Source organism: Variovorax sp. P5_A3, assembly GCF_056400665.1.
This window is the reverse complement of the sequence record NZ_JBFUKW010000015.1, coordinates 79,507-102,611: the sequence shown is the minus strand read 5'-3', so window position 1 is coordinate 102,611 and position 23,105 is coordinate 79,507. Positions and strand designations below refer to the sequence as shown.

Here is a 23,105-nt window from a genome sequence, read left to right as displayed (position 1 = left end):
TGGGCAAGCCTGGGGGAGAATAAGTGATGCCCGCCTATTCGTTTGACGCCATCGACCAGCAAGGCCAGCCCCGCAAGGGCGTGCTCGAAGCCGACACCGCCCGCAGCGCACGCGGCATGCTGCGCGCGCAGGCGCTGATCCCCCTCACGGTCACACCGGTCGGCAGTGTCGAAAGCGGCGTGCCCGCGACCGGCGGCTGGCGCCGGATGTACGGCGGCGGTCGCATCTTCAATTCGACGACCCTGGCGGTCTGGACGCGCCAGATCGCCGGCCTCGTGTCCTCGGGCCTTCCGCTCGAACGCGCACTGACCGCACTGACCGACGAAGCCGAGAGCGAAGCGCAGCGCAACCTCGTCGCCTCGCTGCGCGCCGAAGTCAACGCGGGCTCGCCCTTCGGTCGCGCACTGGCGCAACATCCGCGCGAGTTCTCGCCGATCTACACCGCGGTGATCGGCGCAGGCGAGCAGAGCGGCAACCTCGGCCTCGTGCTGGAGCGCCTCGCCGACGACCTGGAGCAACGACAGGCACTGCAGCAGAAGCTGGTCGGCGCGGCCCTGTATCCGGCGATCGTCACGCTGGTCGCGATCGTCATCGTGATCTTTCTCGTGAGCTACGTGGTGCCGCAGGTCGCCAATGTGTTCGCGGGCACCAAGCGCGCGTTGCCGATCCTCACGGTGGCGATGCTGGCGCTCAGCGACTTCGTGCGCAACTATGGCTGGCTGATGCTGGGGGTCATCATCGTCGGCGCCTTCGCTGCCCGCATGGCACTGGCCCGCGAGGCATTGCGCGAGAAGTTCGATGCGGCCTGGCTCAATCTTCCGCTCGTCGGCAAGCTGTCCCGCGGCTACAACGCAGCGCGTTTCGCGAGCACGCTGGCGATGCTGGCGACGGCCGGCGTGCCCATCCTTCGCGCGCTGCAGGCGGCTTCGGAAACGCTGGGCAACCGGGCCATGCGCGCCGACGCGCTCGACGCGCTCGTCCTGGTGCGCGAAGGCGCGCCGCTGGCGTCGGCGCTGGCGCAGAAGAAGCGCTTTCCCGGCATCGTCTCGATGTTCGCCCGGCTCGGAGAACAGACCGGCACCCTGCCGCTGATGCTGCAGCGCGCGGCCAATCAGCTCGGCGCCGAAGTGCAACGCCGGGCGATGCACCTTGCCACCATCCTCGAACCTCTCCTGATCGTCGCTATGGGTGGCGTCGTGATGCTGATCGTGCTCGCGGTACTGATGCCCATCATCCAACTGAATCAATTCGTGAAGTAGCGTATGGCGGTCTCCCTCGACGACAAGCTGGTGGTGGCGATCTCCTCGCGCGCGCTCTTCAATCTCGAAGAGGAAAACCGCATCTTCGAATCGGGCGACGACGCCGGCTACATGAAGCTGCAGCTCGAACGCCTCGATGTGCCGGCCCAGCCGGGCATCGCCTACTCGCTGGTGCGCAAGCTCATGCGTTTCAACGACGACGGCAAGCAAAGGGTCGAGGTCGTGATCCTGTCGCGCAACGATCCGGTATCGGGAATGCGGGTGTTCCGTTCCGGCATCGCCAACGGCATCTCGCTGCAGCGTGGCGTGTTCACGCAAGGACGACCACCGTTCGGCTACCTGCGACCGCTGCGCGCGCACCTGTTTCTCTCGGTCAACGCGGAAGACGTGCGGGAAGCGCTGATCGCCGGCTTCCCCGCTGCACGGGTGCTCGTCGAATCGGTGCATGCGAGCGATGCCTATCCGAACGAAGTGCGCATCGCTTTCGACGGCGACGCGGTGCTCTTCAGCGACGAGGCCGAGCGCGTGTTCCAGGCCGAAGGCCTCGATGCCTTCCAGTTGCACGAATCGAGCAAGGCCGAACTGCCACTGCCCGAAGGACCGTTCAAGCCGTTGCTCTCGGCGCTGCATCGGCTGCAGCAGGCGAGCAGTCCGGCCATGCGCATCCGCACGGCGCTGGTCACGGCACGCAGCGCGCCGGCGCACGAGCGCGCCATCCGCACGCTGATGAACTGGAACATCAAGGTCGACGAGGCGATGTTCCTCGGCGGCTTGCCCAAGGGCGAGTTCCTGCGCGAATTCGAACCGGACTTCTTCTTCGACGACCAGACCGGCCACGTCGATGCGGCTGCGCGCCATGTGCCGTCCGGGCATGTGGCGAGCGGCATCAGCAACCCGCGCTGAGCCGCGCAGTACCAGCGGTCAGGCGAGCGTTGCCGGCCGTTCGCCGCGCGCGAGCCTCGCCTCGATCTGGTCGAGCACTGGGAGCAGGTCGGCCACGCTGTCGATCACGTAGTCGGCGTTCGCCTCGCGCAGCAGCGCGGTCGCCTTGGCGCGGCGGGCGGCCTGCTCTCCGGCGTCCAGCGCCTTCCACTCGGCCAGGGTGAGGCCGAGCGCATTGCCGCTGATCGCCACGCCAACGGTCCACGTGCCGGCGTTCATGCCTTCGGCAACGCCCACGGCGGTGTCGTCGACTTTCACCACTGTGTACGGCGGCCACACGCCGAGATCGGCGAAGCTGCGGTACATCATCAGTGGCGACGGTCGGCCGGCGGCGAGGTCTCCCGCGCAGACCAGGTTGTCGGGCGTGTAGCCGGCAGTCGCCGCGATGGGCGTCACGACCTCCATGATCGGACGGTTGTAGCCGGTGGTCGAGCCGATCTTGAGCCCTCGTGCGCGCACGGCATTGACTGTCTCCAGCGCACCGGGAATGAAGTCCATGTGGTCGCGCACGCTGGCAGCGTTCATGGGTGTGAACACGTCATACAGCCGGTCGACATCGGCATCGACGAAGGGCCGGCCATGCCGCTCCTGCCACTGGGCGGCCACGGCCGGCAAGGTGCCCACCGATTTGATGTGGTCCCACTTGGCCATGCCCATGGGGCCGCGCGCCTGGTCGATCGTGATCTCGACGCCGAACTGTTCGAACAGCTTCACGAAGGCGCCCATGGGCGCGCAGGAACCGAAGTCGACGATGGTGCCCGCCCAGTCGAAGACGACGGCTTGCAGGGTTTTGGCTTGAGCGTTCATTGGAGTTTCAGTGGAGGTCGAAGTCACCAGGCCTGGAAGACGTCGTGTGCGATGCCGAAGCCGGTGCTTGCGCCCGTGCCGCTCGTCACCAGGACCACGCGGGTGGCCTCGTCCGGCGCATCGATCACGCAGGGCTCGCTCGGAGACGAGGGGTAGACGCCGGTCCAGCGCTCGGTCACCTGCGCCTGTTCGAGGTCGAGGGTGGAACGAAGATGGCGCAGGATGAGCCTGTCCACCTCCTCCATCGCGAAGGGCTCGGGCGCCGCGCTGTAGTGGTGCGAGTCACCGACCACAAGCGAGCCGTCGGCGCTCTGCACGACGATCAGGTGGATGCCGTGCTCCAGCGACGCAGCTTCCTCGCGCTCGAGGCGCGCGCGCAGTGCGGCGGCTTCAGGCAGCGTGCTGTAGCCCTCGTAGCGAACAAGGCTCAAGTCCATCATCACCGAGCCTGGGAGGCGGAAGCCGGGCTCGGGCTGCACGCGCAGCATCTGCAATCGGCACAAGCGAAGTTCGTGCGCCGCGATCCGCTCGGCAAAGAGCCCGTGGAGATCGGTGTTCGTGCACACGACGACGCGCTCCGCGTGCAGGGTTCGGCGCGAGGTGCGCACGCGTGGCGTCTCGACTTCGAGCACCGCCTCGCCGAAGCGGAACCCCACGCCGCGGGCTTCTGCCAGCCAGCGCGTCAGAAGGCCGATGGCGGTGCGGGATTCCACCCGCAGTTCGTGCGGACTGAAGAGTACCGAGCGCGCCTCCTCGAGGCGCAGCGCAGGCGACTTGGCCTGCGCCTCGCGCGCTTCGATCAATTGGCAGGCCTCGCCCATCGAAGTGCGCAGGAAGGCTTCGAGCACGGCATGCGCTTCGGGCCGGTAGGCGGCCAGCCACAGGTGACGGTGGACGATGTCGATGCCCGCCTCGGGCGCGATGGCCGCCCACACGCCGCGCGAATGCATGGCGCGGCGCCAGGTGTCGCCGGGCGCCTGGCCGGTCACCGTGACGAAGCCGAAATTGCGGATCGACGCGCCGATGCATGCCGCATCGCGCTCCACCACGCAGACCTTGAGGCCGCGCGCGGCCGCCGTGTAGGCGTGGGCCAGGCCGACGATGCCGGCGCCCACCACGATCACATCGAACCGGTCGTCCGACAAACTCATCGATTTCTCCATGCCTGGGTCCTGGCGAGCGCCGAACGGCCCGCCAGCGCAAAGACGCCGCGCCCGATGGCAGCGGTGAGCATGATGAGCGACGCCATCGCCGCAGCGGGCGCCACGTCGCCCGCATCGTCCATGTTCAGCACCGCGATGGCGGCCAGCGTTGTTTGGGGTGAATACAGGAAGACGACCGCCGAGACCGTCGTCATCGCGTTGACGAAGAAGTAGCCCGCGACGTTGAGCACGGTCGGCAAGGCCACCGGCACGTGCACGCGCCACAGCGTGCGCCAGAAGGGCACGCCCATCGATTCCGAAACCAGTTCGTACTCGCGGTCGAGCTGGCGCAGCGCGGTGAGCGAAGTCAGGTGGGCGACCGAGAAGAAGTGCGCCACCGTGCAGATCACGAGGATCGCCATGCCGCCGTAGAGCCCCCGCAGCGGATTCGACGGCGAGTTGAAGAAGAAGATGTAGCCCACGCCCAGCACCAGGCCCGGCACGGCGAGCGGCAGGTTCGCCAGCAGGTTCAACGCCTCGCGCAACAGGCCGAAGTGACGCGGCTTCTCGACCAGATAGGCCGATATGAACGTGGCGATCGCGCCCGCCACGGCGGCGAACACCGCAAGCCGAAGCGAGTTGAAGTAGCTGCCCCAGCCGCCGCCGTCCATGTTGCTGAAGTCGTAGTTCTTGAGCGAGGGCGTGAGCTTGTAGGGCCAGTAGGTCGCCAGCGATGCGAACACCGCCATGCCGATCATCACGACGATGCAGAAGGCGATCAGGAGGCACGCGGCCAGCAGCGCGCGGTCGCGCACCGGGACCGGGTCCGGCATGTAGGGCGTGGCGCGCGCGGACAACGCCGCGGCCTGCTGGCGGCGCACCCGGCGCTCGACCAGGAAGGACAGCACGGCGGGAATCAGCAGGACGAAGCCGACCACCGCGCCCATCTGGAAGTTCTGCTGGCCCACGACCTGCTTGTAGATGTCGGTCGCGAGCACGCCGGTCTGCCCGCCCACCACCTTCGGCACGCCGAAGTCGGTGATGACCAGCACGAACACGACCATGCCGGCGACGATCAATCCGTAGCGCGACGCCGGCAAGGTCACGGTGCGGAAGATGCGCCAGCGCGATGCGCCGAGCGTCTGGGCCGCTTCGTAGAGCCGGCCGTCGGACGTGGCCATCGCCGTGGTGAGAATCAGCAGTGCGTGCGGCAAGGTCCAGAAGACCGAGCCCAGCACGATCCCCAGCGGCCCGTAGATCGAGACATCGCCGAGCCAGCCCTTGAACACGCCCTGGTTGCCGAAGAGGTAGACCAGGCTGATGGCCGGCAGCAGCGACGGCGCAAGCAGCGGCATCAGCGCGACGGCACGCAGCAGGCCCTTGCCGCGCATGCACGAGAGCGTGAGGCCATAGGCGTACACGTAGGCGATGCCCGTGCACAGCGCGGCGCTCACGACAGCGAGCCAGACGCTGTTGAAAGCCGACTGGACGAGCGCGGGATTGTCGACGTAGCGTGCGAAGTTGGAGAGTCCGACGAACGCCCCCGCACGGTCGAAAAAGCTCTGGCCGACCAGCGCACCCACCGGCAGGGCAACGATCACGACCAGCAGTGCCACCACCAGCAGCACGCCGGCGCCGGTCAGCCACCGATCACGATCGAAGGCACTGCGCCGGTGCAGCAGGTCGGTCGACGGGGCAGCGATCGTCGACACGGCCACGGGTGCGACGTGGGGCGTGGCGCTCAACGCGCCAGCACCGACAGGGCGTGCTGCGGCAGCTGGATATGCACCATGCTGCTGGGCACGAGCGGATCCACGTCGCGATGGTCGGCCGGCAAGTCGGCCTCGATCTCGATGCCGAGCGGTTCGCAAACAAGGCGCGCGGCCGTCCGGTTGCCGAAGAATTCCGTGTCCAGGAGCCGCGCCGCAAAGCTGTTGATGCCATGGTCGTCGCCGAAGCGCCGCACCACCACATTCTCCGGACGTATGCCGATCGTGGCCTGGGCGCCCACGCCGATCTCGCCCGGCGCGCAGACGAGTTCGCTGTCGCGCACGCGCATCCTGCCATCGGGCAGCACCGTCGCGGGCAGCATGTTCATGCGCCCGACGAAGCTCGCGACAAAGCGCGTGCGCGGCCGGTGGTAGAGCTCGTCGGGCGTGCCGGCCTGCTCGATGCGGCCGTTGTGCATCAGCACGACGCGGTCCGCCATCGAAAGTGCTTCTTCCTGGTCGTGCGTGACCATGATCGTCACGACGCCGAGGCGCTTCTGCAATGCGCGGATCTCGCTGCGCAGGCTGGTGCGCACCTGCGCGTCGAGCGCGGACAGGGGTTCGTCCAGCAGCAAGAGGCGCGGATTGGGTGCGAGGGCCCGCGCCAGCGCCACGCGCTGCTGCTGGCCGCCGGACAGTTGCACCGGGTATTTGTCGGCGTGCGCGGTCAGGCCGACGAGATCGAGCATTTCGCGCGAACGCTTGGCGATCTCCCGCGCCAGCGCGCCGGTCGGCTGCAGGCCATAGGCGATGTTCTGTGCCGCCGTCAGGTTGGGAAAGAGCGCGTACGACTGGAACACCACGCCGAAACCACGCGCCGCGGGTGGCAGCCCCGCGATGTCCTGATCACTCAGCAGGAGTTGACCGTGGTCGGCGCGTTCGATGCCGCACACGATGCGCAGCAAGGTGGTCTTTCCACAGCCGGAGGGCCCCAGCAGACACACGAACTCGCCGGGCTCGACATCGAGGTCGATCCCGTCGAGCACCCGCGTGCTGCCGAACGACTTGCCGATGCCGCGCAGGGTGAGAAAGCTCGTCATTCGCAACCCGTCACTGCGGTGCCTTCTTCTCCGACTTCGACTCGTAGCGCTTGGACCACTCGGCCAGGATCCGCTCGCGGTTGGCGGCAGCCCAGTCGAAGTCGTTCTTGGCGAGCAGCTTCTCGACGTCGCCCGGCACGAATTCCAGCTTTTCCTGGATGCCCGGCAGCGCGAGCACGGCGAAGTTCTTGGCGTAGAGCTCGTTCGCCTGCTTCGTCACGGCCCAGTCGGCCAGCGCCTTGGCGGCCTCGGGCTTCTTCGTGGTCTTCATGATGCCGGTGGCTTCCATGTCCCAGCCGAGGCCCTCCTTGGGCAGCACGATGTCGATGGGTGCGCCGTCGCGCTTGGTCTTGTTGGCGCGGTACTCGAAGGACATGCCGACCGCGAACTCGCCGGCACCTGCCTGGCGGCAAGGCTTGCTGCCGGACTGGCTGTAGATGCCGATGTTCTGGTGCAGGGCGTCCATGTACTGCCACGCCTTCTGCTCGCCCATCATCTGGATCCAGCCGGAGACCATCAGGTAGCCGGTGCCGGAAGCCGCAGGGTTCGGCATGGTGATCTGGCCCTTGTAGACGGGGTTCGTCAGGTCGGCCCAGCTCGTGGGCTTGGGCAGGTTCTTCTTCTGCGCCTCGGCGGTGTTGAAGCACAAGGCCGACGACCACACGTCCATGCCGACCCACTTGGGCGGGTTCGCGCTGTCGCGCATCGTGGACTTGACGGCCTCCAGGCCCTTCGGCGCGTAAGGCTGAAGCATGCCTTCCTTGTCGAGCAGCATCAGCGAGGTGGCGGCCAGGCCCCACACGACGTCGGCCTGCGGATTGGCCTTTTCGGCGAGCAGCTTGGCCGTCACGATGCCAGTGGAATCGCGCACGAACTTCAGCTCGATGGAGGGGTTGTCCTTCTCGAATGCCGCCTTGTAGGCCTGCACCTGGTCGGCTTCGAGTGCGGTGTACACCAGCAATTCGGTGCGGCCTTGGGCGGCCGCTCCGACACCGATGGTCAGCAGGACGGCGGGCAGGGCCCATTGGAAAGTGCGACGCAACATGAGGATCCTTTTGGGCAAAACCTCTGGATGATGGGGAGTCTGTGTGACAGGCATTTGTCAAATCCCCAACGCCACGACGCCCTGTCACGGCCTTGTCACGCCGCCGAAACCTTTCAGCGCGGATTAAGGATGCGGCGCATGCAGCACGCTAGGATGAAAGCAACGCGCCGTTTCCGGCGTGAACCCACGCTCACGCCATGACTGCCCTGACACGCACAAAGAACCTGTTGTCGATCCTGCGCAACATCGGGACCCTCGCGGCGCCGTACTTCCGATCCGAGGAAAAATGGAAAGCGCGCGCCCTGTTGGTCGCCGTGGTCGCCCTGAATCTCGGCTCGGTGTACGTCACCGTTCTGCTCAACGACTGGAGCCGCGTCTTCTACGATGCGCTGGAAGCCCGCAATCAACCGGTCTTCTGGACCCAGCTCCTGCGGTTCACCTACATCGCCATGGCAGGGATCAGCGTCGCGATCCTCAAGTTCTACCTGACCCAGCTCCTGCAAGTGCGCTGGCGCGCGTGGATGACACGCAGCTACATGAGTCGCTGGCTCGCCAACCGCACTTTCTACCGCCTCGAATTGGCACGCTATGCCCGACAGCCGAAAAACGCCGGCGGTATCCAGGCCAATCCGGACAACCCGGACCAGCGCATCCAGGAAGACATGCAGCTCTTCACCGACTACACGGTGAACCTGTCGATGGGCATCCTCAACTCGGTGGTCACGCTGGCCAGCTTCATCGGCATTCTCTGGGGGCTCTCCGGTCCGTTCTCCTTCGCCCTGGGCGGGCATGACGTCTCGGTGCCTGGGCTCATGGTCTGGGTGGCGCTCGTCTATTGCGGTATCGGAACCATCATCACGCACTACATCGGGAGGCCGCTGATCGGACTCAACTATCAGCAGCAACGCTACGAGGCGGACTTCCGGCATCACCTGGTCCGGGTTCGCGAGTACAGCGAGGCCATCGCGCTGGACCGTGGAGAACAGGTCGAGCATTCGCAGCTCGACACCCGGTTCTCCAGCGTGCTGCGCAACTACCTGTCCCTGATCAAGCAGCAGAAGAACCTCGTGGCCTTCACTTCCCTGTTCGGGCAGCTGGCCGTCGTGTTCCCCTTCTTCCTGGTGGCGCCGCGCTTCTTCAGCGGCGCCATCCAGTTCGGCGAGGTCATGCAGATCGCCCGCGCCTTCAACACGGTACAGGACGCGCTGTCCTGGTTCGTCGACAACTATGACCGCGTCGCGGTATGGCGCGCCACCGCTGACCGCCTGACCTCTTTCGACGAAGCCATGCGAACGCACGAGGTGACCGACGGTACCGTCGAGCGCAACAGCGGCACGTCGCTGCATACCGCCGACCTCGACGTCGCGCTGCCGGACGGCAGCCAACTGCTGACGGGTGCCGCCCTCGCGGTGCAGCCCGGCGAGAACGTGCTGCTGCAGGGCCCTTCAGGCAGCGGCAAGTCGACCCTGTTCCGCTCCTTCGCCGGGATCTGGCCTTTCGCGGACGGCAAGGTCACCATGCCCGCCAACGCGATGTTCATTCCGCAACGGCCCTACGTCCCCGACGGCCGCCTGCGCGATGCGCTCGCCTACCCCGAGCCCGCCGGCAAGTACACCGACGAGCAACTCGTGCAGGCCCTCGACGATGCCCTGCTGCCTGACCTCGCCCGCCGGCTCGACGACAGCGACGCCTGGAGCCAGAAGCTCTCCGGTGGCGAGCAACAGCGCCTGGCCATCGCGCGCGTGCTGCTGCGCAAGCCGGCCTGGCTGTTCGCCGACGAGGCGACCAGCGCCCTGGACGCCGAAGCGGAAGAGACCCTTTACAAGCGGCTCGCCGCAGGGGTCCGTGCTGCCGGCGGCGCGATGGTGTCGATCGCGCACCGCGCGTCGGTCGGCGCTTTCCACGACAAGCGCTGGACGCTGGTGCCCGAATCCGGCGGCGCGTCCGCGCGCTACAGGGTCGAGGCCACGTAGCGCTCCCACCCCCGCGCGCGCAATTCGCAAGCGGGGCAGTTGCCGCAGCCATAGCCCCAGGCGTGGCGCTTGTCGCGGTCGCCCAGGTAGCAGGTATGGGTGTCCTCGACGATCAGGTCGATCAATGGCTCGCCGCCGAGGCGGTGCGCCATGGCCCAGGTCGCCGCCTTGTCGATCCACATCAGCGGCGTCTCGATCACGAGGCGCCGATCCATTCCCAACGAGAGCGCAAGCTGCATGGCCTTCATGGTGTCGTCGCGGCAATCCGGGTAGCCGGAAAAATCCGTCTCGCACACACCGGTGACGATTACGTCGAGCCCACGCCGATAGGCCAGCGCGCCCGCCAGCGTGAGGAACAGCAGGTTGCGTCCCGGCACGAAGGTGTTGGGCAGTCCGTTGGCCTGCATCTCGAAGGCGATGTCCTGCGTGAGCGACGAGGCGCTGACCTGCCCGAGCACATCGACCGACAGCATGTGGTCCTCGCCGAGCCGTGGCGCCCAGTGGGGAAAGCGTTCGCGCAGATGCGCCAGCACGGTGATCCGCGCCTCGAGTTCGACACGATGGCGCTGGCCATAGTCGAAGCCGATGGTCTCGACGCGCTCGTACTTGTCGAGCGCTTCGGCCAGGCAGGTCGTGGAGTCCTGGCCACCGGAGAAGAGGACGAGTGCGGTGGTGTGCATGGGAAGCACTTTAGAGGAAGCGCTCAAGCAGCTTGCGCGACGCACGGTCCAGCACCTTTACATCGGGGATCCGGAACTGCACGCCGTGCGCGCTGGCGATCAACAGTTCGCCGCCTTCGAGGCGCCGGATGTCTTCTTCGGCCTTGAGCACGAAACTGCTCTCGCCTCGGTCGGTGCTCACCCGCCAGGTGCTGGGCACACCGAAACTCGACACGCCGTGGAGCTTCAGCAGCGTCGGGGCGAAATCGCGCGCGCGCAGGTCTTCGTCGAGCAACTGGCGCAGGGGCGTGGGCAACGCGTCGATGTGGTCGATCCACACGAGCTCACGCCCGTCGCCACCGACCAGCGAGATACCGTCGTCCGGAGCGGTCAACGGAAACGCGCGCACCGGGACTACGCCGACATGGCGAACGCCCTCCGCGTCGGTCAGCACGAGACGGCCGAAGGCATCTCGCTCCAATTCGAGTCGTTCGTTCATGCTTCCCCCGCCGGATGGGCCGCGTGGCCGCCCAGGGCCATGGCGACTGCGGCGCGCTCGTCGGCAGCACCCGCGCTCTCGTCGTCGGCCTGCCGCAGTTGCGCCTGGTAGAGCCGCCAATAGGCGCCTTGCCTTTCCATGAGCTCATCGTGCGGACCCACTTCGACGATCTCGCCGCGGTCCATCACCACCAGCCGATCGGCCTTGCGCAGCGTCGACAGGCGGTGCGCGATGGCGATCGTCGTGCGACCCTGCACCAGGTTGTCGAGCGCCTTCTGGATTTCCTTCTCGGTCTCCGTGTCGACCGCCGAGGTGGCCTCGTCCAGGATGAGGATGCGCGGGTCGATCAGCAGCGCCCGCGCGATGCTGATGCGCTGCCGCTCTCCCCCCGAAAGCCCCTGCCCCCGCTCGCCCACCAGCGAGTCGTAGCCGTGCGCCAGCCGCAGGATGAAGTCGTGCGCATGCGCGGCGCGCGCCGCGGCGACGATTTCCTCGCGCGTGGCGTCAGGCTTGCCGTAGGCGATGTTCTGCGCGATGGTGCCGAAGAACAGGAAGGGCTCCTGCAGCACCAGCCCCACGTGCCGCCGGTAGTCGGCGACCGCGAAGCGTCGGATGTCGGTGCCGTCGACCTTGATGGCACCGTCGGTCACGTCGTAGAAGCGGCAGATCAGGTTGACCAAGGTGCTCTTGCCTGATCCGCTGTGTCCCACGAGGCCGATCATCTCGCCCGGCTCGATGACGAGATCGAGGTCCCGGATCACCGCGCGACTGCCGTAGCGAAAGCCCACGTCGGCCATCTCGATGCGGCCCTGGACGTGCGCGAGCTTCACCGGATTGACCGGCTCGGGCACGTTGCTCACGTGGTCCAGGATGTCGAAGATGCGCTTTGCGCCCGCCGCCGCCTTCTGCGTGACCGAGACGATGCGGCTCATCGAGTCGAGCCGCGTGTAGAAGCGCCCGATGTACGCGATGAAGGCCGTGAGCACACCGACCGTGATGCGCCCGCGCGCCACCTGCCAGATGCCGAAGCCCCAGACCACGAGCAGGCCGATTTCCGTCAGCAGCGACACGCTCGGCGTGAACAGCGACCAGGTCTTGTTCAGCTTGTCGTTGACCTGCAGGTTGTAGGCGTTGGCGGCGTGGAAGCGGCGTGCTTCCCGCTTTTCCTGCGCGAAGGCCTTGACCACGCGGATGCCGGGGATCGTGTCGGCCAGCACGTTGGTGACCTCGCTCCACACGCGGTCGATCTTCTCGAAGCCGGTGCGCAGGCGGTCGCGGACGACATGGATCATCCATGCGATGAAAGGCAAGGGCACCAGCGTGACGACCGCCAGCAGCGGGTTGATCGATATCAGGATCGCCGCCGTCATGACGATCATCAGCACGTCCGTCAGGAAGTCGAGCGCATGCAGGGACAGGAACACGTTGATCCGGTCGGTCTCCGAACCGATGCGCGCCATCAAGTCGCCCGTGCGCTTTCCACCGAAGTAATCCAGCGGCAACGTCAGCAAGTGTTCGTAAGTGGTGGTCCGCAGGTCCGCGCCGATGCGTTCGGAGACCAGCGCCAGCAAATAGGTGCGTGCCCACCCGAGCGCCCAGCCGACCAGCGCGGCAGTGAGCAGCGCGGCGAGGAACATCACGACCTTGGCAACGGCGATCTTCTGCCCGTTCTGGAACGGGATCAGGATGTCGTCCATCAACGGGATCGTCAGGTACGGCGGTACCAGCGTCGCGGCGGTCGAGGCGAGGGTCAGCAGGAAGCCAATGATCAATTGCTTGCGATAAGGCTTGGCAAAGCGGCCCAATCGCAGCAGCACCCAGGTCGACGGCGGGGCCTGGAGCTCGGATTCCGGCAGCACCGTGTCGTCACCGTCGGCGCCCGAGGCTGTCACCTGCGCGACTGCCTCCGCCCGCTGATCGAACAGTTTTTGAAGCCGCAATGCTGCAGATTGGTGCGCCAGCGTGTAGCGCCAGCGCGCCAGGCGGCCTCCTGAATCGACCAGATCCAGCGTCCCTATGCCTGCGTGGTCGACCAGTTGCAGTTCCAGGCCGGCCGCGTGGAGCGGCCAGTCGGCCCAGGTGCCATCCGGCGCACGGGCCAAAAGACGGCGATCCGTCAGCGCCAGCAGGCCCGAGGCAAACCGAAGCTGATCGTCGAGGTCAACCGGCAAGGTCGCCAGAACGTTTTCAGCGCCTGTGAGCCGGCTTTTCAGAGCGTCTGAGGCCTCCTCCGCTTCGCCCCCCGGGGTGCCTACTGGATCGTGATGTTGCATTGTGTTTCTGTATCTCTGGCCCGCCAACGGACCCTTCATGGCGCTCGCCGGGCGCCGATTCTGACCGATGACCATGGGCGCGCTTGAAGGTGCCGCAGTGCTCGGTCAAAGCACATCGAACGTTTTCATGACCCGTTTCGACGACATACGCCTGCTGCGCATCAACTATTTGCGCGGCCCCAACCTCTGGACTTACCGCCCCGTGCTGGAAGTCTGGCTCGACCTTGGCGCGCTCGAGGACTATCCCTCCAACAAGATCGACGGCTTCACCGACCGCCTGACCACCTTGCTGCCGGCGCTGATCGAGCACCATTGCGGTGTCGGCGAGCGCGGCGGCTTCATCCAGCGCCTGAACGAAGGCACCTGGGCCGGCCACGTGCTGGAGCACGTCGTGATCGAGCTGCTCAACCTGGCCGGCATGCCGACCGGCTTCGGGCAGACGCGCAGCACCTCGCAGCATGGCGTCTACCGCATGGTCTTCCGTGCGCGCGACGAGCAGGTCGCCCGCGTCGCGCTGGCCGAAGGTCACCGGCTGCTGATGGCGGCCATCAACAACGGCCCCTTCGACGCGGCCGACGTGCAGCGCGCCGTCGAGGCGGTCAAGGCCAAGGTCGAGGACTGCTACCTCGGCCCGAGCACCGCCTGCATTGTCGGCGCGGCGACCGATCGCGGCATCCCGCACATGCGCCTCAACAGCGGCAACCTGGTCCAGCTCGGCTACGGCGCCAACCAGCAACGCATCTGGACGGCCGAGACCGACTACACCAGCGCCATCGGCGAATCCATCGCCAGCGACAAGGAACTGACCAAGTCGCTGCTCGCGAGCTGTGGCGTGCCGGTGCCCGAGGGCCAGGTCGTCGCCAATGCCGACGAAGCCTGGGAAGCCGCCGAGGACATCGGCCTCCCGGTGGCCGTCAAGCCGTCGGATGCCAATCATGGCCGCGGCGTCTCGCTCGAACTCCACACCCGTGAAGAAGTCATCGCCGCCTTCGCCGTCGCCGAGCCCGAAGGCAGCGACGTGATGGTCGAGCGCTTCATCCGCGGATCGGAACACCGCCTGCTGGTGGTCGGCGGACAGGTCGTCGCCGCAGCACGCGGAGAGATCATCACCGTGACCGGTGACGGAACGTCGACCGTGGCGCAGCTGATCGAGAGCCAGCTCAACAGCGACCCCCGCCGCGGCGCGGAAGAGGAATTCCCGCTGGACGTGATCGTCCTGGAGACTGACGCCAAGCTGCAGCTCGAACTCAAGCGCCAGGATCTCGAAGGCAACTCCGTGCCCGCATCGGGCCGGGTCGTCACGATCCAGCGCAACGGCAACATGGCCATCGACTGCACCGACCAGGTTCATCCCGAAGTCGCGCATGCCGCCGTGCTCGCCGCCCGCGTGGTCGGCCTGGACATCGCCGGCGTGGACCTCGTGGCCCTGGACATCTCGCGACCGCTCGCGGCGCAGGCCGGCGCCATTGTCGAAGTCAATGCCGGCCCCGGACTGCTGATGCACCTGAAGCCCGCCGTCGGTTCGCCGCGTCCGGTAGGTCGCGCGATCTGCGATCACCTGTTCCCGGACGATGCCCCGGGCCGCATTCCCGTGGTCGGCGTCGCCGGCTCGCGCGACACGGCCGTCCTGTCGCGCCTCCTCGCCTGGCTGATCGGCCTCGGCGGACGCCACACCGGCCTGGCCTGCCGCGATGGCCTGTTCCTCGAACGCCGTCGCGTCGACGCGCGCGACAGCGCCAACTGGGCCGCTGGCCATCGCCTGCTGGTCAACCGCGCCGTACAGGCCGTGGTGATCGAGAACGGCGCCGAAACCATCCTCCGCGACGGCCTCGCCTACGACCGCTGCGAAGTCGGCATCGTGACCGACCTCGACGGCGCCGAAGCGCTCGCCGAATTCGACATCTCCGAGAGCGACCAGATGGTGCGCGTGCTTCGCACGCAGGTCGACGTCGTGCTGCCCGAAGGCACGGCGGTCCTCAACGCCGCCGACCAGCGCGTGGCCGGACTCGCGCCGTTGTGCGACGGTGAAGTGATCCTCTATTCCGCCGACCCACAGGCCGAAGCACTGACCAAGCACCAGTCCGGCGGTGGCAAGGCCGTGCTCGTTCGGCAGGACCGCGTGGTGCTCGCCAACGGCAGCAGCGAATCCTTCCTGCCTGGACTCGGCCGGCTGACCATCTGGCGCGCCACGCACGCGGGCGTCAGCCTCGAAAGCCTTCTCGCCGCAGTCGCCGCAGCGTGGGCCATGGGCATTCCGCTGAACCTGATCGGCGCCGGCGTCGAAGCCTTCGAAGCCGACCTGCAGGCGGCGCTCGCCTCGCTGCAACTGTCGCAGACCCTGGTCTCACCCGAACACCAATTCGCCTGATTAATGCACACCCCCAGGCTCGCGCACTTCGTGTCGCTCTCCACCCCCTTGAAGGGGGCAATACCTGCGGCCCGGCAAAGCCGGTTCCGCGGTATTTCTCGGACCGACTCCGGTGTGCCCTGCACGCCCATGCCAGGGCTGCCGCGGAACCGGCTTTGCCGGGCTGCAGGCAGCGCCCCCTCGAGGGGGGAGGCGGCTACGCGAAGCGAGCAAGCAACGGGGGGGAGATAAATATGGAAGTCACTCGCATTCGCGCGTTGCGCGGTCCCAACCTGTGGAGCCGCCACACCTGCTTCGAGGCGATCGTCACCTGCAAGGGCGATGAAAATGCCATCGGGCGCCTCGCCGGCTTCGAAGCCCGCCTGCGCGCGCTGTTCCCGAACATCGGCGAACTCCACCCGATCGTCCTCGGCCAGCCGCTCGCGCTCGCCCATGTGCTCGAAAACGCCGCCGTGGCGCTGCAGGCGCAGGCGGGCTGCGCGGTGAACTTCGGCCACACCTCGCGCACGGTCGAGGAAGGCGTCTACCAGGTCACCTTCCAGTACAGCGAAGAAGCCGTCGGCCGCCGCGCGCTCGAACTCGCGAAGGCGCTCATCGATGCCGCACAGAACGGCACCGAATTCGATGCCACTGCGGCGATCACCGAACTGCGTGACCTCGATGAATCCGAACGGCTGGGCCCGAGCACCGGGTCCATCGTCGACGCGGCGGTTGCGCGAGGCATCCCGTACCGGCGCCTCACCTCCGGCAGCCTCGTGCAGTTCGGCTGGGGCTCGAAGCAGCGACGCATCCAGGCAGCCGAAGTCGACAGCACCAGCGGCGTGGCCGAAGCGATCGCGCAGGACAAGGAACTGACGAAGCAACTGCTCAACGCCGCCGGCGTTCCGGTGCCGCTCGGCCGGCCCGTCACCGATGCGGACGATGGCTGGGCCGCGGCGCAGGAAATCGGCCTGCCGGTCGTGGTCAAGCCGCAGGACGGCAACCAGGGCAAGGGCGTGACGGTCAACATCACGACGCGCGAGCAACTGATCTCCGCCTACGACTCGGCGGCTGTCCACGGCGAAGTGATGGTCGAGAAATTCCTGCCCGGCTTCGATTTCCGCCTGCTGGTCGTCGGCGACCGCCTCGTGGCGGCTGCCCGGCGCGACCCGCCGCAGGTGATCGGCGACGGGACGAAGACGATCCGTGAACTGGTCGACGTGGTCAACCAGGACCCGCGCCGCGGCGAAGGCCACGCGACCTCGCTGACCAAGATCCGGCTCGACGACATCGCCGTCGGCCGTCTGGACGCACAGGGCCTCAGCCCCGACAGCGTACCCGCGCTCGGCCAGCGCGTGGTGCTGCGCAACAACGCCAACCTCTCGACCGGTGGCACCGCCACCGACGTGACCGACACGGTGCACCCCGAAGTGGCGGCGCGTGCCGTCGATGCGGCCCAGATGGTCGGCCTGCACATCTGCGGCGTCGACATGGTCTGCGAGAACGTCCTGCGCCCGCTCGAAGAGCAGCACGGCGGCGTAGTCGAAGTCAACGCCGCGCCCGGCCTGCGCATGCACATCTCGCCCTCCTTCGGCCGCGGCCGCGCGGTCGGCGAGGCGGTGATGGACACCCTGTTCGCGCACGGCGACGACGGCCGCATCCCCGTCGTGGCCGTTACGGGCACCAACGGCAAGACCACCACGGCCCGCCTCATCAACCACATGCTCGCCAGCAGCGGCCTGCGCACCGGCATGACCAACACCGACGGCGTCTACGTCGACGGCCGGCAGACCGACAGCGGCGACTGCAGCGGTCCCAAGAGCGCGCGCAACGTGCTGCTGCATCCCGACGTCGATGCGGCCGTGTTCGAAGTGGCACGCGGCGGCATCCTGCGCGAAGGCCTCGGCTTCGACCGCTGCCAGGTGGCGGTGGTGACCAACATCGGTAGTGGCGACCACCTCGGCCTCAACTACATCACGACGGTCGAAGACCTCGCGGTGCTCAAGCGCGTCATCGTGCGCAACGTGGCGCCCAACGGCTATGCGGTGCTGAACGCCGCGGACCTGAACGTGTCGGCGATGGCCACGACCTGCCCCGGCAGCGTGATCTTCTTTGCCGCCGACCGGCAGCATCCGGTCATGGCCACGCACCGCGCACAGGGCAAGCGCACGGTCTACGTCGACCAGGACACGCTCATCGCCGCCGAGGGCTCGTGGCGCGAGCGCATTCCGCTGCGCGACGTGCAGATCACGCGCAACGGCACCATCGGCTTCCAGGTCGACAACGTCATGGCAGCGGTCGCGGCCGCGTGGGCGGTCGGCCTCGACTGGGACACCATCCGCAGCGGCCTCGCGAGCTTCAAGAACGACGCCGCCGGCGTGCCCGGTCGCTTCAACGTGATGGACTACCGCGGCGCGACGGTGATCGCCGACTACGGCCACAACACCGATGCGATGCGTGCACTCGTCGCCGCGGTCGACACCATGCCGGCCAGGAAGCGCTCGGTGGTGATCAGCGGCGCCGGCGACCGCCGGGACTGCGACATCGTGGACCAGACCGCGATCCTCGGCGAAGCCTTCGATGACGTGATCCTCTACCAGGACGCGGCGCAGCGAGGCCGCGCGGATGGCGAAGTCATGGCTCTGCTCCGGCAGGGCCTCGAAGGCGCGCAGCGCACGCGCTTCATCGACGAGATCCGCGGCGAATTCATCGCGATCGACAGCGCACTCGCACGGTTGGAGCCCGGCGACCTTTCCCTGATCCTGGTCGACCAGGTCGAGGAAGCGCTCGCTCACATCGCCAAGCGCATCGCGGCGGGCTGAACCAGACAGAAGCCCGTTTGCCGACGCGGCGGGCTTCTGCGAGCCGTCTGCCCGTCCGATTGCGGGAACTGTCCGACAAGAACGCGCGCCTGCCGGGACTGGGCGACGGCCGCGATCTCCCACACACTTCTCTTTTTCGGGGCGCCACACTGCGTTCCCACTGCGGTGCAAGTCGGCGCCGCCAAGCCAAGGAGTGATTCATGTCCAATGTTCTTCGTTCGTGTCTCGCGGCGCTCCTCGCTGCCGGCAGTCTTGCCGGCGCATCGTCCGCACTCGCGCAGGGGTCCGTTTCCGGATCCCTCGTGTGCGACGGCGTCCAGCAGAACAAGGAGGCGTGCCTGCGCGAAAGAGGCGCTGCGCAACAGGAAGCGCGCCGCGGCGGGCTGACGAGCCCCGATACCGCGACCCTGCAGGCGAACGCCCTGGCGCGCTGCAACAGGCAGCCTCCTGAAGATCGCGCTGCCTGCGAAGCACGCGTGATGGGAACCGGCCAGACCAGCGTTACCGGCAGCGTCCTTGGCGGCGGCGTGATTCGCACGACTGTCGTGCCTGTCCCTGCGCAATAGCGGCGCCGCGGCGTAGAACCAAAGCCCTAAGTTGTCACCAGACTGTCACAAATGGTGTGGAGGCGCTGGATATAGTCAAAGGCTTCTGTCCAAGAGGAAAGCCCCCCATGAACGCCATCAAGGTCGCTCGCCGATTCATTGAAACGGACCCGGCCAACGAGTCGGCAAAGATCCTCGCCAGGCTGGTGCTGGCGCTGGAGTCGGAGCACAGCTTCGAACTGGTCACGCTGTATGAACTCGACTACAAGAGCTTCCAGTTGGCAATGGACATCCTCAAGGAATGGCGCCTCGACCGCTACTACGCCAGCAAGTCCAAGCTGTTCGACCTGTCGATGCAGGTCAATGAGCTGCAGCAAAACTGATTCCGGCATGCTCGCGCTGCCGTCCGTGCAGTGACCGAGTTCGAACTCAAGTTCCAGATCGACCCCGCGCAACGCGCGGCGGTCGAAGCCGCGGTCGCGAGGGGAAAGTCCCAGCGCATGCGTCTGCGCGCCCGCTACTTCGACACCGCGGATGGCGCGCTGGCTGCACGTCGCATCGTGCTGCGCCTGCGCAAGGAAGGCGGCCAATGGATGCAGACGGCCAAGGCGCCGACGGACGATCCGCTCCAGCGTCACGAGCACAACTTCGAGCTGCCCGCGATGGGCGCGCGCGATGTCCCCCTGCCCAGCATCGCGCGGCATGAAGGCACGCCCGTCGGCGAGCTGATCGCCAAGGCATTGGAGGAGGCCGGTCACGACGCGGCGACGGTCGAACTCATCCCCCTCTACGGCACCGACGTGTGGCGCACGACGCGCGAAATGCGAACGGGCGACGCGCTCGTCGAACTCGCCTTCGACCGTGGCGAAGTGCGTGCAGGCGCGCACACGCACGCGCTGTGCGAACTGGAGATCGAGCTGAAGCACGGCAGTCCGCAATCGATGCTCGAACTCGCGCAGCGCTGGCGGAACCGCTACGCGCTCTGGCTCGACACGGTATCGAAGTCCGCGCGCGGCGAACGGCTGGCAAAGGGCATCGAGCACGGATCGCCGACCAAGGCGAAGCATCCGACGTTGGACAGCGCGCTCACCGGGCGGCAGATCTTCCGTGCGGTGCTGAACACCTGCCTGGCCCAGATTCTTCCCAATGCGAGCGAGGTCGCGGCAGGCAGCACGGACGCGGAGCATGTGCATCAACTGCGCGTGGGCATCCGGCGATTGCGGACCGCGCTGCGAGAGATGGCCGATCTGGCGCCAGGCATCGATCCCGCCTGGGAGACGGCGCTCGTCGACACGTTCCGCACATTGGGACTTGGGCGTGACCGCGAGCATCTGATGCAGACGGTACAGCCGCAGATCGAAGCCGTGGGCGGGCCGTCCGTCACATGGCCGGCGTCTTCCGGCGACATTCCGGAACCCGCCGAGGTGGTGCGCGTCGCAGCGTTCCAGACCGTATTGATGGCGCTGATCACTGCGTCGCTGCCGGCAGAAGGCGCGGACGATGCCCCCGAGGAAGGCGTCTCCGCCCGCGGCGTCTTGCGCAAGCGCCTTTCCGACCTGCACGAGAAGGTGGTGCGCGACGGCCAACGTTTCGAAGCGCTGGAACCCACCGCGCAGCATCGCGTGCGCAAACGCCTCAAGCGCCTGCGTTATCTTGGCGAATTCGTCGCTTCGCTGTTCGGCGAAAGGGAGGCCACGCGCTACCTGAAGGGGCTGGAACCGGCGCAGGACGCGCTAGGCAAGCACAACGACGATGCCGTGGCGATCGCCGCGTATCGGGAGGTCGCCGACCACGACGGGCGCGCATGGTTCGCGGTCGGCTGGCTGAGCGCGCGGCAGCCCGCCGATGCGGTGGAGTGCCGCAAGGCGCTCGACAAGGTGGCCGACGCGCGGCCGTTCTGGAAGAAGCGCTAGCTGAAGTTCGCTTCCGCAGCCGCTTTTTGCCTGGCCACGGCCTGCGCCATGAAGTCGCTTGCAGCCTGGACCTTGTCGCGGTCCTCCGCTCCAGCCGCCTTGTAGTCGAACAACTCCGCGAACGGCCGCAACTTGTTGGCCGATCCACGGGTGTAGATGACGCGGCGTCCGAGCAGCGCCCCGATGATCAGGCCATGCAGCCGACCGGTGATGATCCAGCGGGCGCGGCCGTACGGCTCCAGCAGGCCGTGCTCGATGCCGCCGCGCGCAATCACTTCCACCGTCACAGGCAGGGCCTTCTGAACGGCCGCTTCGAGCGTCCGGCAGAAGTCCGAGCCGAGTGTCGATCGCGCGTCGTGCGACACGACGATGACGTGCTTCATCTCGAAGCGCTCGAGCAGCGCGCGGAGGACTCGCAGGATTTCCGATGGATCTTCCATCCGGCCCTCGCGGACATCGATCCCCGGTGATACCAGGCAAGTGAACGGCTCCATCCGGTCTGAAGGCAGATCCAGGCATCCGTCCAGGAATGCCAGGTCGCCTGCCAACTGCACTTTTCCGCCGAGCGCCGGGAAGTCCGCGGTCAGGGACCTCGCTGACAGCGGATCGCGCACGCAGGTCTTGTCGCAGGAGGTGAGCACCTGCCCGAAAAGCCAGCGCCGCCACCCTGACCGGATCGGAGTCACCCCGGAACCGATGAGCCGCACGCCTCGGCCCGACAGCTTTGCCAGCCGCGCCACGACCGCGGTAAACAACAACCAGCCCAGTGAAACCTCGTTCCGGACGGCGTGGCCGCCCCCGATCCAGATCGAACCCGAAGCGCAGGCGCGCAGGGCAAGCAAGGATTGATCACGCATCGCGATGACCTGGAAGCCTTCCTTCTCGAATTCTTCACGCACGTCATCGCTCGGCCGGCGATAGGGCAGGACCACGACCTGGGCACCGTCTCGCGCGAGTCGACGCGCCGCGGCCAGGGAGAGCATCGCATCCCCCAGGTTCACGAACTCTCCCGGGAGCAGCGAGGACCTCGAGGGAGCGAATCGGGTCATGTTTCAGGCCAGCAGAAATCGTGCCCGGTTACCTGGAAGAAAGCAGTCGTGCGTCCCAGGGCCTTGTGGACGCCCGTTCCAGCAGCTAGCGTCCCCAGCGCAACACCAGCGGATCGAGCCGACGCGCGGTCTCGATCAGTCCGGCCCGCGTGTCCGGATGCAGGGCCGCCAGCGGATGACGCGGCGCCTCGCAGTCGATCACCCCGCCCTCCTTCATGAGCGCCTTGCACGCCAGCAAGCCCGCCTGCCTGTTCTCGAAATTGATCAGCGGCAGCCACTGCTGGTAGCGCTCGAAGGCCTGCTCCCGCCGTCCCGCGAGGTGGTCCATGATGATCGGCCTGATGCCATCGGGATAGCCACCACCCGTCATGGAACCCGTCGCGCCCGCATCGAGGTCCGGCATCAGCGTGATGGCTTCCTCGCCATCCCATGGTCCTTCGATCGCCTCGCCGCCGAGCCGGATCAGCTCACGCAACTTCGCCGCCGCGCCCGCCGTCTCGATCTTGAAGTAGGCGACGTGCGCGATCTCCTTCGCCATGCGCGCGAGGAACGGCGCAGACAGCACGGTGCCGCTGGCCGGTGCGTCCTGGATCATGATGGGGATGTCGACCGCATCGGACAGACGTGCGTAGAACGCGTGGATCTGCGGCTCCGACACACGGAAGGTCGCACCGTGGTACGGCGGCATCACCATGAGCATCGCCGCGCCCAATTCCTGCGCGCGACGGCTGCGTTCGGCGCACACCTTCGTGCTGAAGTGCGTCGTCGTGACGATCACCGGCACGCGGCCCGCGACGTGTTCGAGGATCGTGCGCGTCAGCACCTCGCGCTCCTCGTCCGACAGCACGAACTGCTCGGAAAAGTTCGCGAGGATGCAGATGCCGTCGGAGCCCGCGTCGATCATGAAGTCGACGCAGCGCCTCTGGCTTGCGAGGTCGAGTTCGCCCGATTCGGTGAAAGTGGTCGGCACGACCGGAAAGATGCCCTGGTAGCGGCGCTTCGTCGAGGAGGTCATGGGGAA

At 67.1% G+C, this 23,105-nt stretch carries 18 protein-coding genes; 8 read left to right on the top strand and 10 right to left on the bottom strand.

The window, feature by feature from the left end:
• The first annotated feature begins 26 nt into the window (after nucleotides 1–26).
• Together gspF and AC1D3B_RS22490 are read left to right on the top strand one after the other, a co-directional pair.
• Nucleotides 27–1,259, top strand: coding sequence for a type II secretion system inner membrane protein GspF (gspF, locus tag AC1D3B_RS22495; RefSeq protein ID WP_478192891.1), 1,233 nt, complete (start codon nucleotides 27–29; stop codon nucleotides 1,257–1,259).
• A 3-nt stretch (nucleotides 1,260–1,262) separates the two neighbouring features.
• The gene (locus tag AC1D3B_RS22490) at nucleotides 1,263–2,162 is read left to right on the top strand and encodes a 5'-nucleotidase (RefSeq protein ID WP_478192890.1); all 900 of its coding nucleotides are present in this window, start codon (nucleotides 1,263–1,265) and stop codon (nucleotides 2,160–2,162) included.
• Between the two features lie 18 nt (nucleotides 2,163–2,180).
• Here AC1D3B_RS22490 and phnX read toward each other — a convergent pair whose 3' ends face one another.
• The 5 genes from phnX to AC1D3B_RS22465 are packed head-to-tail and all read right to left on the bottom strand — an operon-like array spanning nucleotide 2,181 to nucleotide 8,004.
• On the bottom strand, nucleotides 2,181–3,008 hold the full coding sequence (gene phnX / locus AC1D3B_RS22485) for a phosphonoacetaldehyde hydrolase (protein WP_478192889.1): 828 nt from the start codon (nucleotides 3,006–3,008) through the stop codon (nucleotides 2,181–2,183).
• A gap of 23 nt (nucleotides 3,009–3,031) precedes the next feature.
• A complete protein-coding gene (locus AC1D3B_RS22480) occupies nucleotides 3,032–4,159 on the bottom strand; it encodes a TIGR03364 family FAD-dependent oxidoreductase (RefSeq protein WP_478192888.1) in 1,128 nt (375 codons plus the stop codon).
• The gene (locus AC1D3B_RS22475; RefSeq protein ID WP_478192939.1) at nucleotides 4,156–5,853 is read right to left on the bottom strand and encodes a putative 2-aminoethylphosphonate ABC transporter permease subunit; all 1,698 of its coding nucleotides are present in this window, start codon (nucleotides 5,851–5,853) and stop codon (nucleotides 4,156–4,158) included. Before AC1D3B_RS22475 ends, AC1D3B_RS22480 begins: the two co-directional genes overlap by 4 nt.
• A gap of 38 nt (nucleotides 5,854–5,891) precedes the next feature.
• Nucleotides 5,892–6,959 (bottom strand): ABC transporter ATP-binding protein, encoded by a 1,068-nt coding sequence (locus AC1D3B_RS22470; protein WP_478192887.1) that lies wholly within the window; start codon nucleotides 6,957–6,959, stop codon nucleotides 5,892–5,894.
• A gap of 10 nt (nucleotides 6,960–6,969) precedes the next feature.
• Nucleotides 6,970–8,004, bottom strand: a complete 1,035-nt coding sequence (locus tag AC1D3B_RS22465) for a putative 2-aminoethylphosphonate ABC transporter substrate-binding protein (protein ID WP_478192886.1) — start codon at nucleotides 8,002–8,004, stop codon at nucleotides 6,970–6,972.
• A 197-nt stretch (nucleotides 8,005–8,201) separates the two neighbouring features.
• On the opposite strand from AC1D3B_RS22465, the gene AC1D3B_RS22460 reads away from it, so the two are divergent.
• The gene (locus AC1D3B_RS22460; protein ID WP_478192885.1) at nucleotides 8,202–9,977 is read left to right on the top strand and encodes an ABC transporter ATP-binding protein/permease; all 1,776 of its coding nucleotides are present in this window, start codon (nucleotides 8,202–8,204) and stop codon (nucleotides 9,975–9,977) included.
• Here the strand turns inward: AC1D3B_RS22460 and queC are convergent.
• From queC to AC1D3B_RS22445, 3 genes are read right to left on the bottom strand one after another with little or no spacing between them, the layout of a single operon-like run.
• The gene (queC, locus tag AC1D3B_RS22455; RefSeq protein WP_478192884.1) at nucleotides 9,956–10,657 is read right to left on the bottom strand and encodes a 7-cyano-7-deazaguanine synthase QueC; all 702 of its coding nucleotides are present in this window, start codon (nucleotides 10,655–10,657) and stop codon (nucleotides 9,956–9,958) included. The genes AC1D3B_RS22460 and queC overlap by 22 nt on opposite strands.
• Nucleotides 10,658–10,667: 10 nt before the next feature.
• Nucleotides 10,668–11,135: a cyanophycin metabolism-associated DUF1854 family protein gene (locus AC1D3B_RS22450; protein WP_478192883.1), complete on the bottom strand. Its 468-nt coding sequence runs from the start codon at nucleotides 11,133–11,135 to the stop codon at nucleotides 10,668–10,670.
• Nucleotides 11,132–13,408 carry a cyanophycin metabolism-associated ABC transporter gene (locus tag AC1D3B_RS22445; RefSeq protein WP_478192882.1) on the bottom strand — a complete coding sequence of 759 codons (2,277 nt, stop codon included), beginning with the start codon at nucleotides 13,406–13,408 and terminating at the stop codon, nucleotides 11,132–11,134. Before AC1D3B_RS22445 ends, AC1D3B_RS22450 begins: the two co-directional genes overlap by 4 nt.
• 127 nt (nucleotides 13,409–13,535) lie before the next feature.
• On the opposite strand from AC1D3B_RS22445, the gene AC1D3B_RS22440 reads away from it, so the two are divergent.
• The 5 genes from AC1D3B_RS22440 (at nucleotide 13,536) to AC1D3B_RS22420 (ending at nucleotide 21,035) form a co-directional block, all read left to right on the top strand.
• Nucleotides 13,536–15,776, top strand: coding sequence for a cyanophycin synthetase (locus AC1D3B_RS22440; RefSeq protein WP_478192881.1), 2,241 nt, complete (start codon nucleotides 13,536–13,538; stop codon nucleotides 15,774–15,776).
• Nucleotides 15,777–16,009: 233 nt separating this feature from the next.
• Complete coding sequence (gene cphA, locus AC1D3B_RS22435) at nucleotides 16,010–18,577, top strand: cyanophycin synthetase (protein ID WP_478192880.1); 2,568 nt, start codon at nucleotides 16,010–16,012, stop codon at nucleotides 18,575–18,577.
• A 200-nt stretch (nucleotides 18,578–18,777) separates the two neighbouring features.
• Entirely contained in the window at nucleotides 18,778–19,143 is a 366-nt protein-coding gene (locus tag AC1D3B_RS22430; RefSeq protein ID WP_478192879.1) for a hypothetical protein, read from the top strand.
• Nucleotides 19,144–19,250: 107 nt separating this feature from the next.
• On the top strand, nucleotides 19,251–19,505 hold the full coding sequence (locus AC1D3B_RS22425; RefSeq protein WP_435518570.1) for a hypothetical protein: 255 nt from the start codon (nucleotides 19,251–19,253) through the stop codon (nucleotides 19,503–19,505).
• A 30-nt stretch (nucleotides 19,506–19,535) separates the two neighbouring features.
• Nucleotides 19,536–21,035: a CYTH and CHAD domain-containing protein gene (locus AC1D3B_RS22420; RefSeq protein ID WP_478192878.1), complete on the top strand. Its 1,500-nt coding sequence runs from the start codon at nucleotides 19,536–19,538 to the stop codon at nucleotides 21,033–21,035.
• Here the strand turns inward: AC1D3B_RS22420 and AC1D3B_RS22415 are convergent.
• Both AC1D3B_RS22415 and AC1D3B_RS22410 read right to left on the bottom strand, forming a co-directional pair.
• The gene (locus AC1D3B_RS22415; RefSeq protein ID WP_478192877.1) at nucleotides 21,032–22,036 is read right to left on the bottom strand and encodes a polysaccharide pyruvyl transferase family protein; all 1,005 of its coding nucleotides are present in this window, start codon (nucleotides 22,034–22,036) and stop codon (nucleotides 21,032–21,034) included. The genes AC1D3B_RS22420 and AC1D3B_RS22415 overlap by 4 nt on opposite strands.
• A gap of 133 nt (nucleotides 22,037–22,169) precedes the next feature.
• Nucleotides 22,170–23,099 carry a dihydrodipicolinate synthase family protein gene (locus AC1D3B_RS22410; protein WP_478192876.1) on the bottom strand — a complete coding sequence of 310 codons (930 nt, stop codon included), beginning with the start codon at nucleotides 23,097–23,099 and terminating at the stop codon, nucleotides 22,170–22,172.
• Nucleotides 23,100–23,105 lie beyond the last annotated feature (6 nt).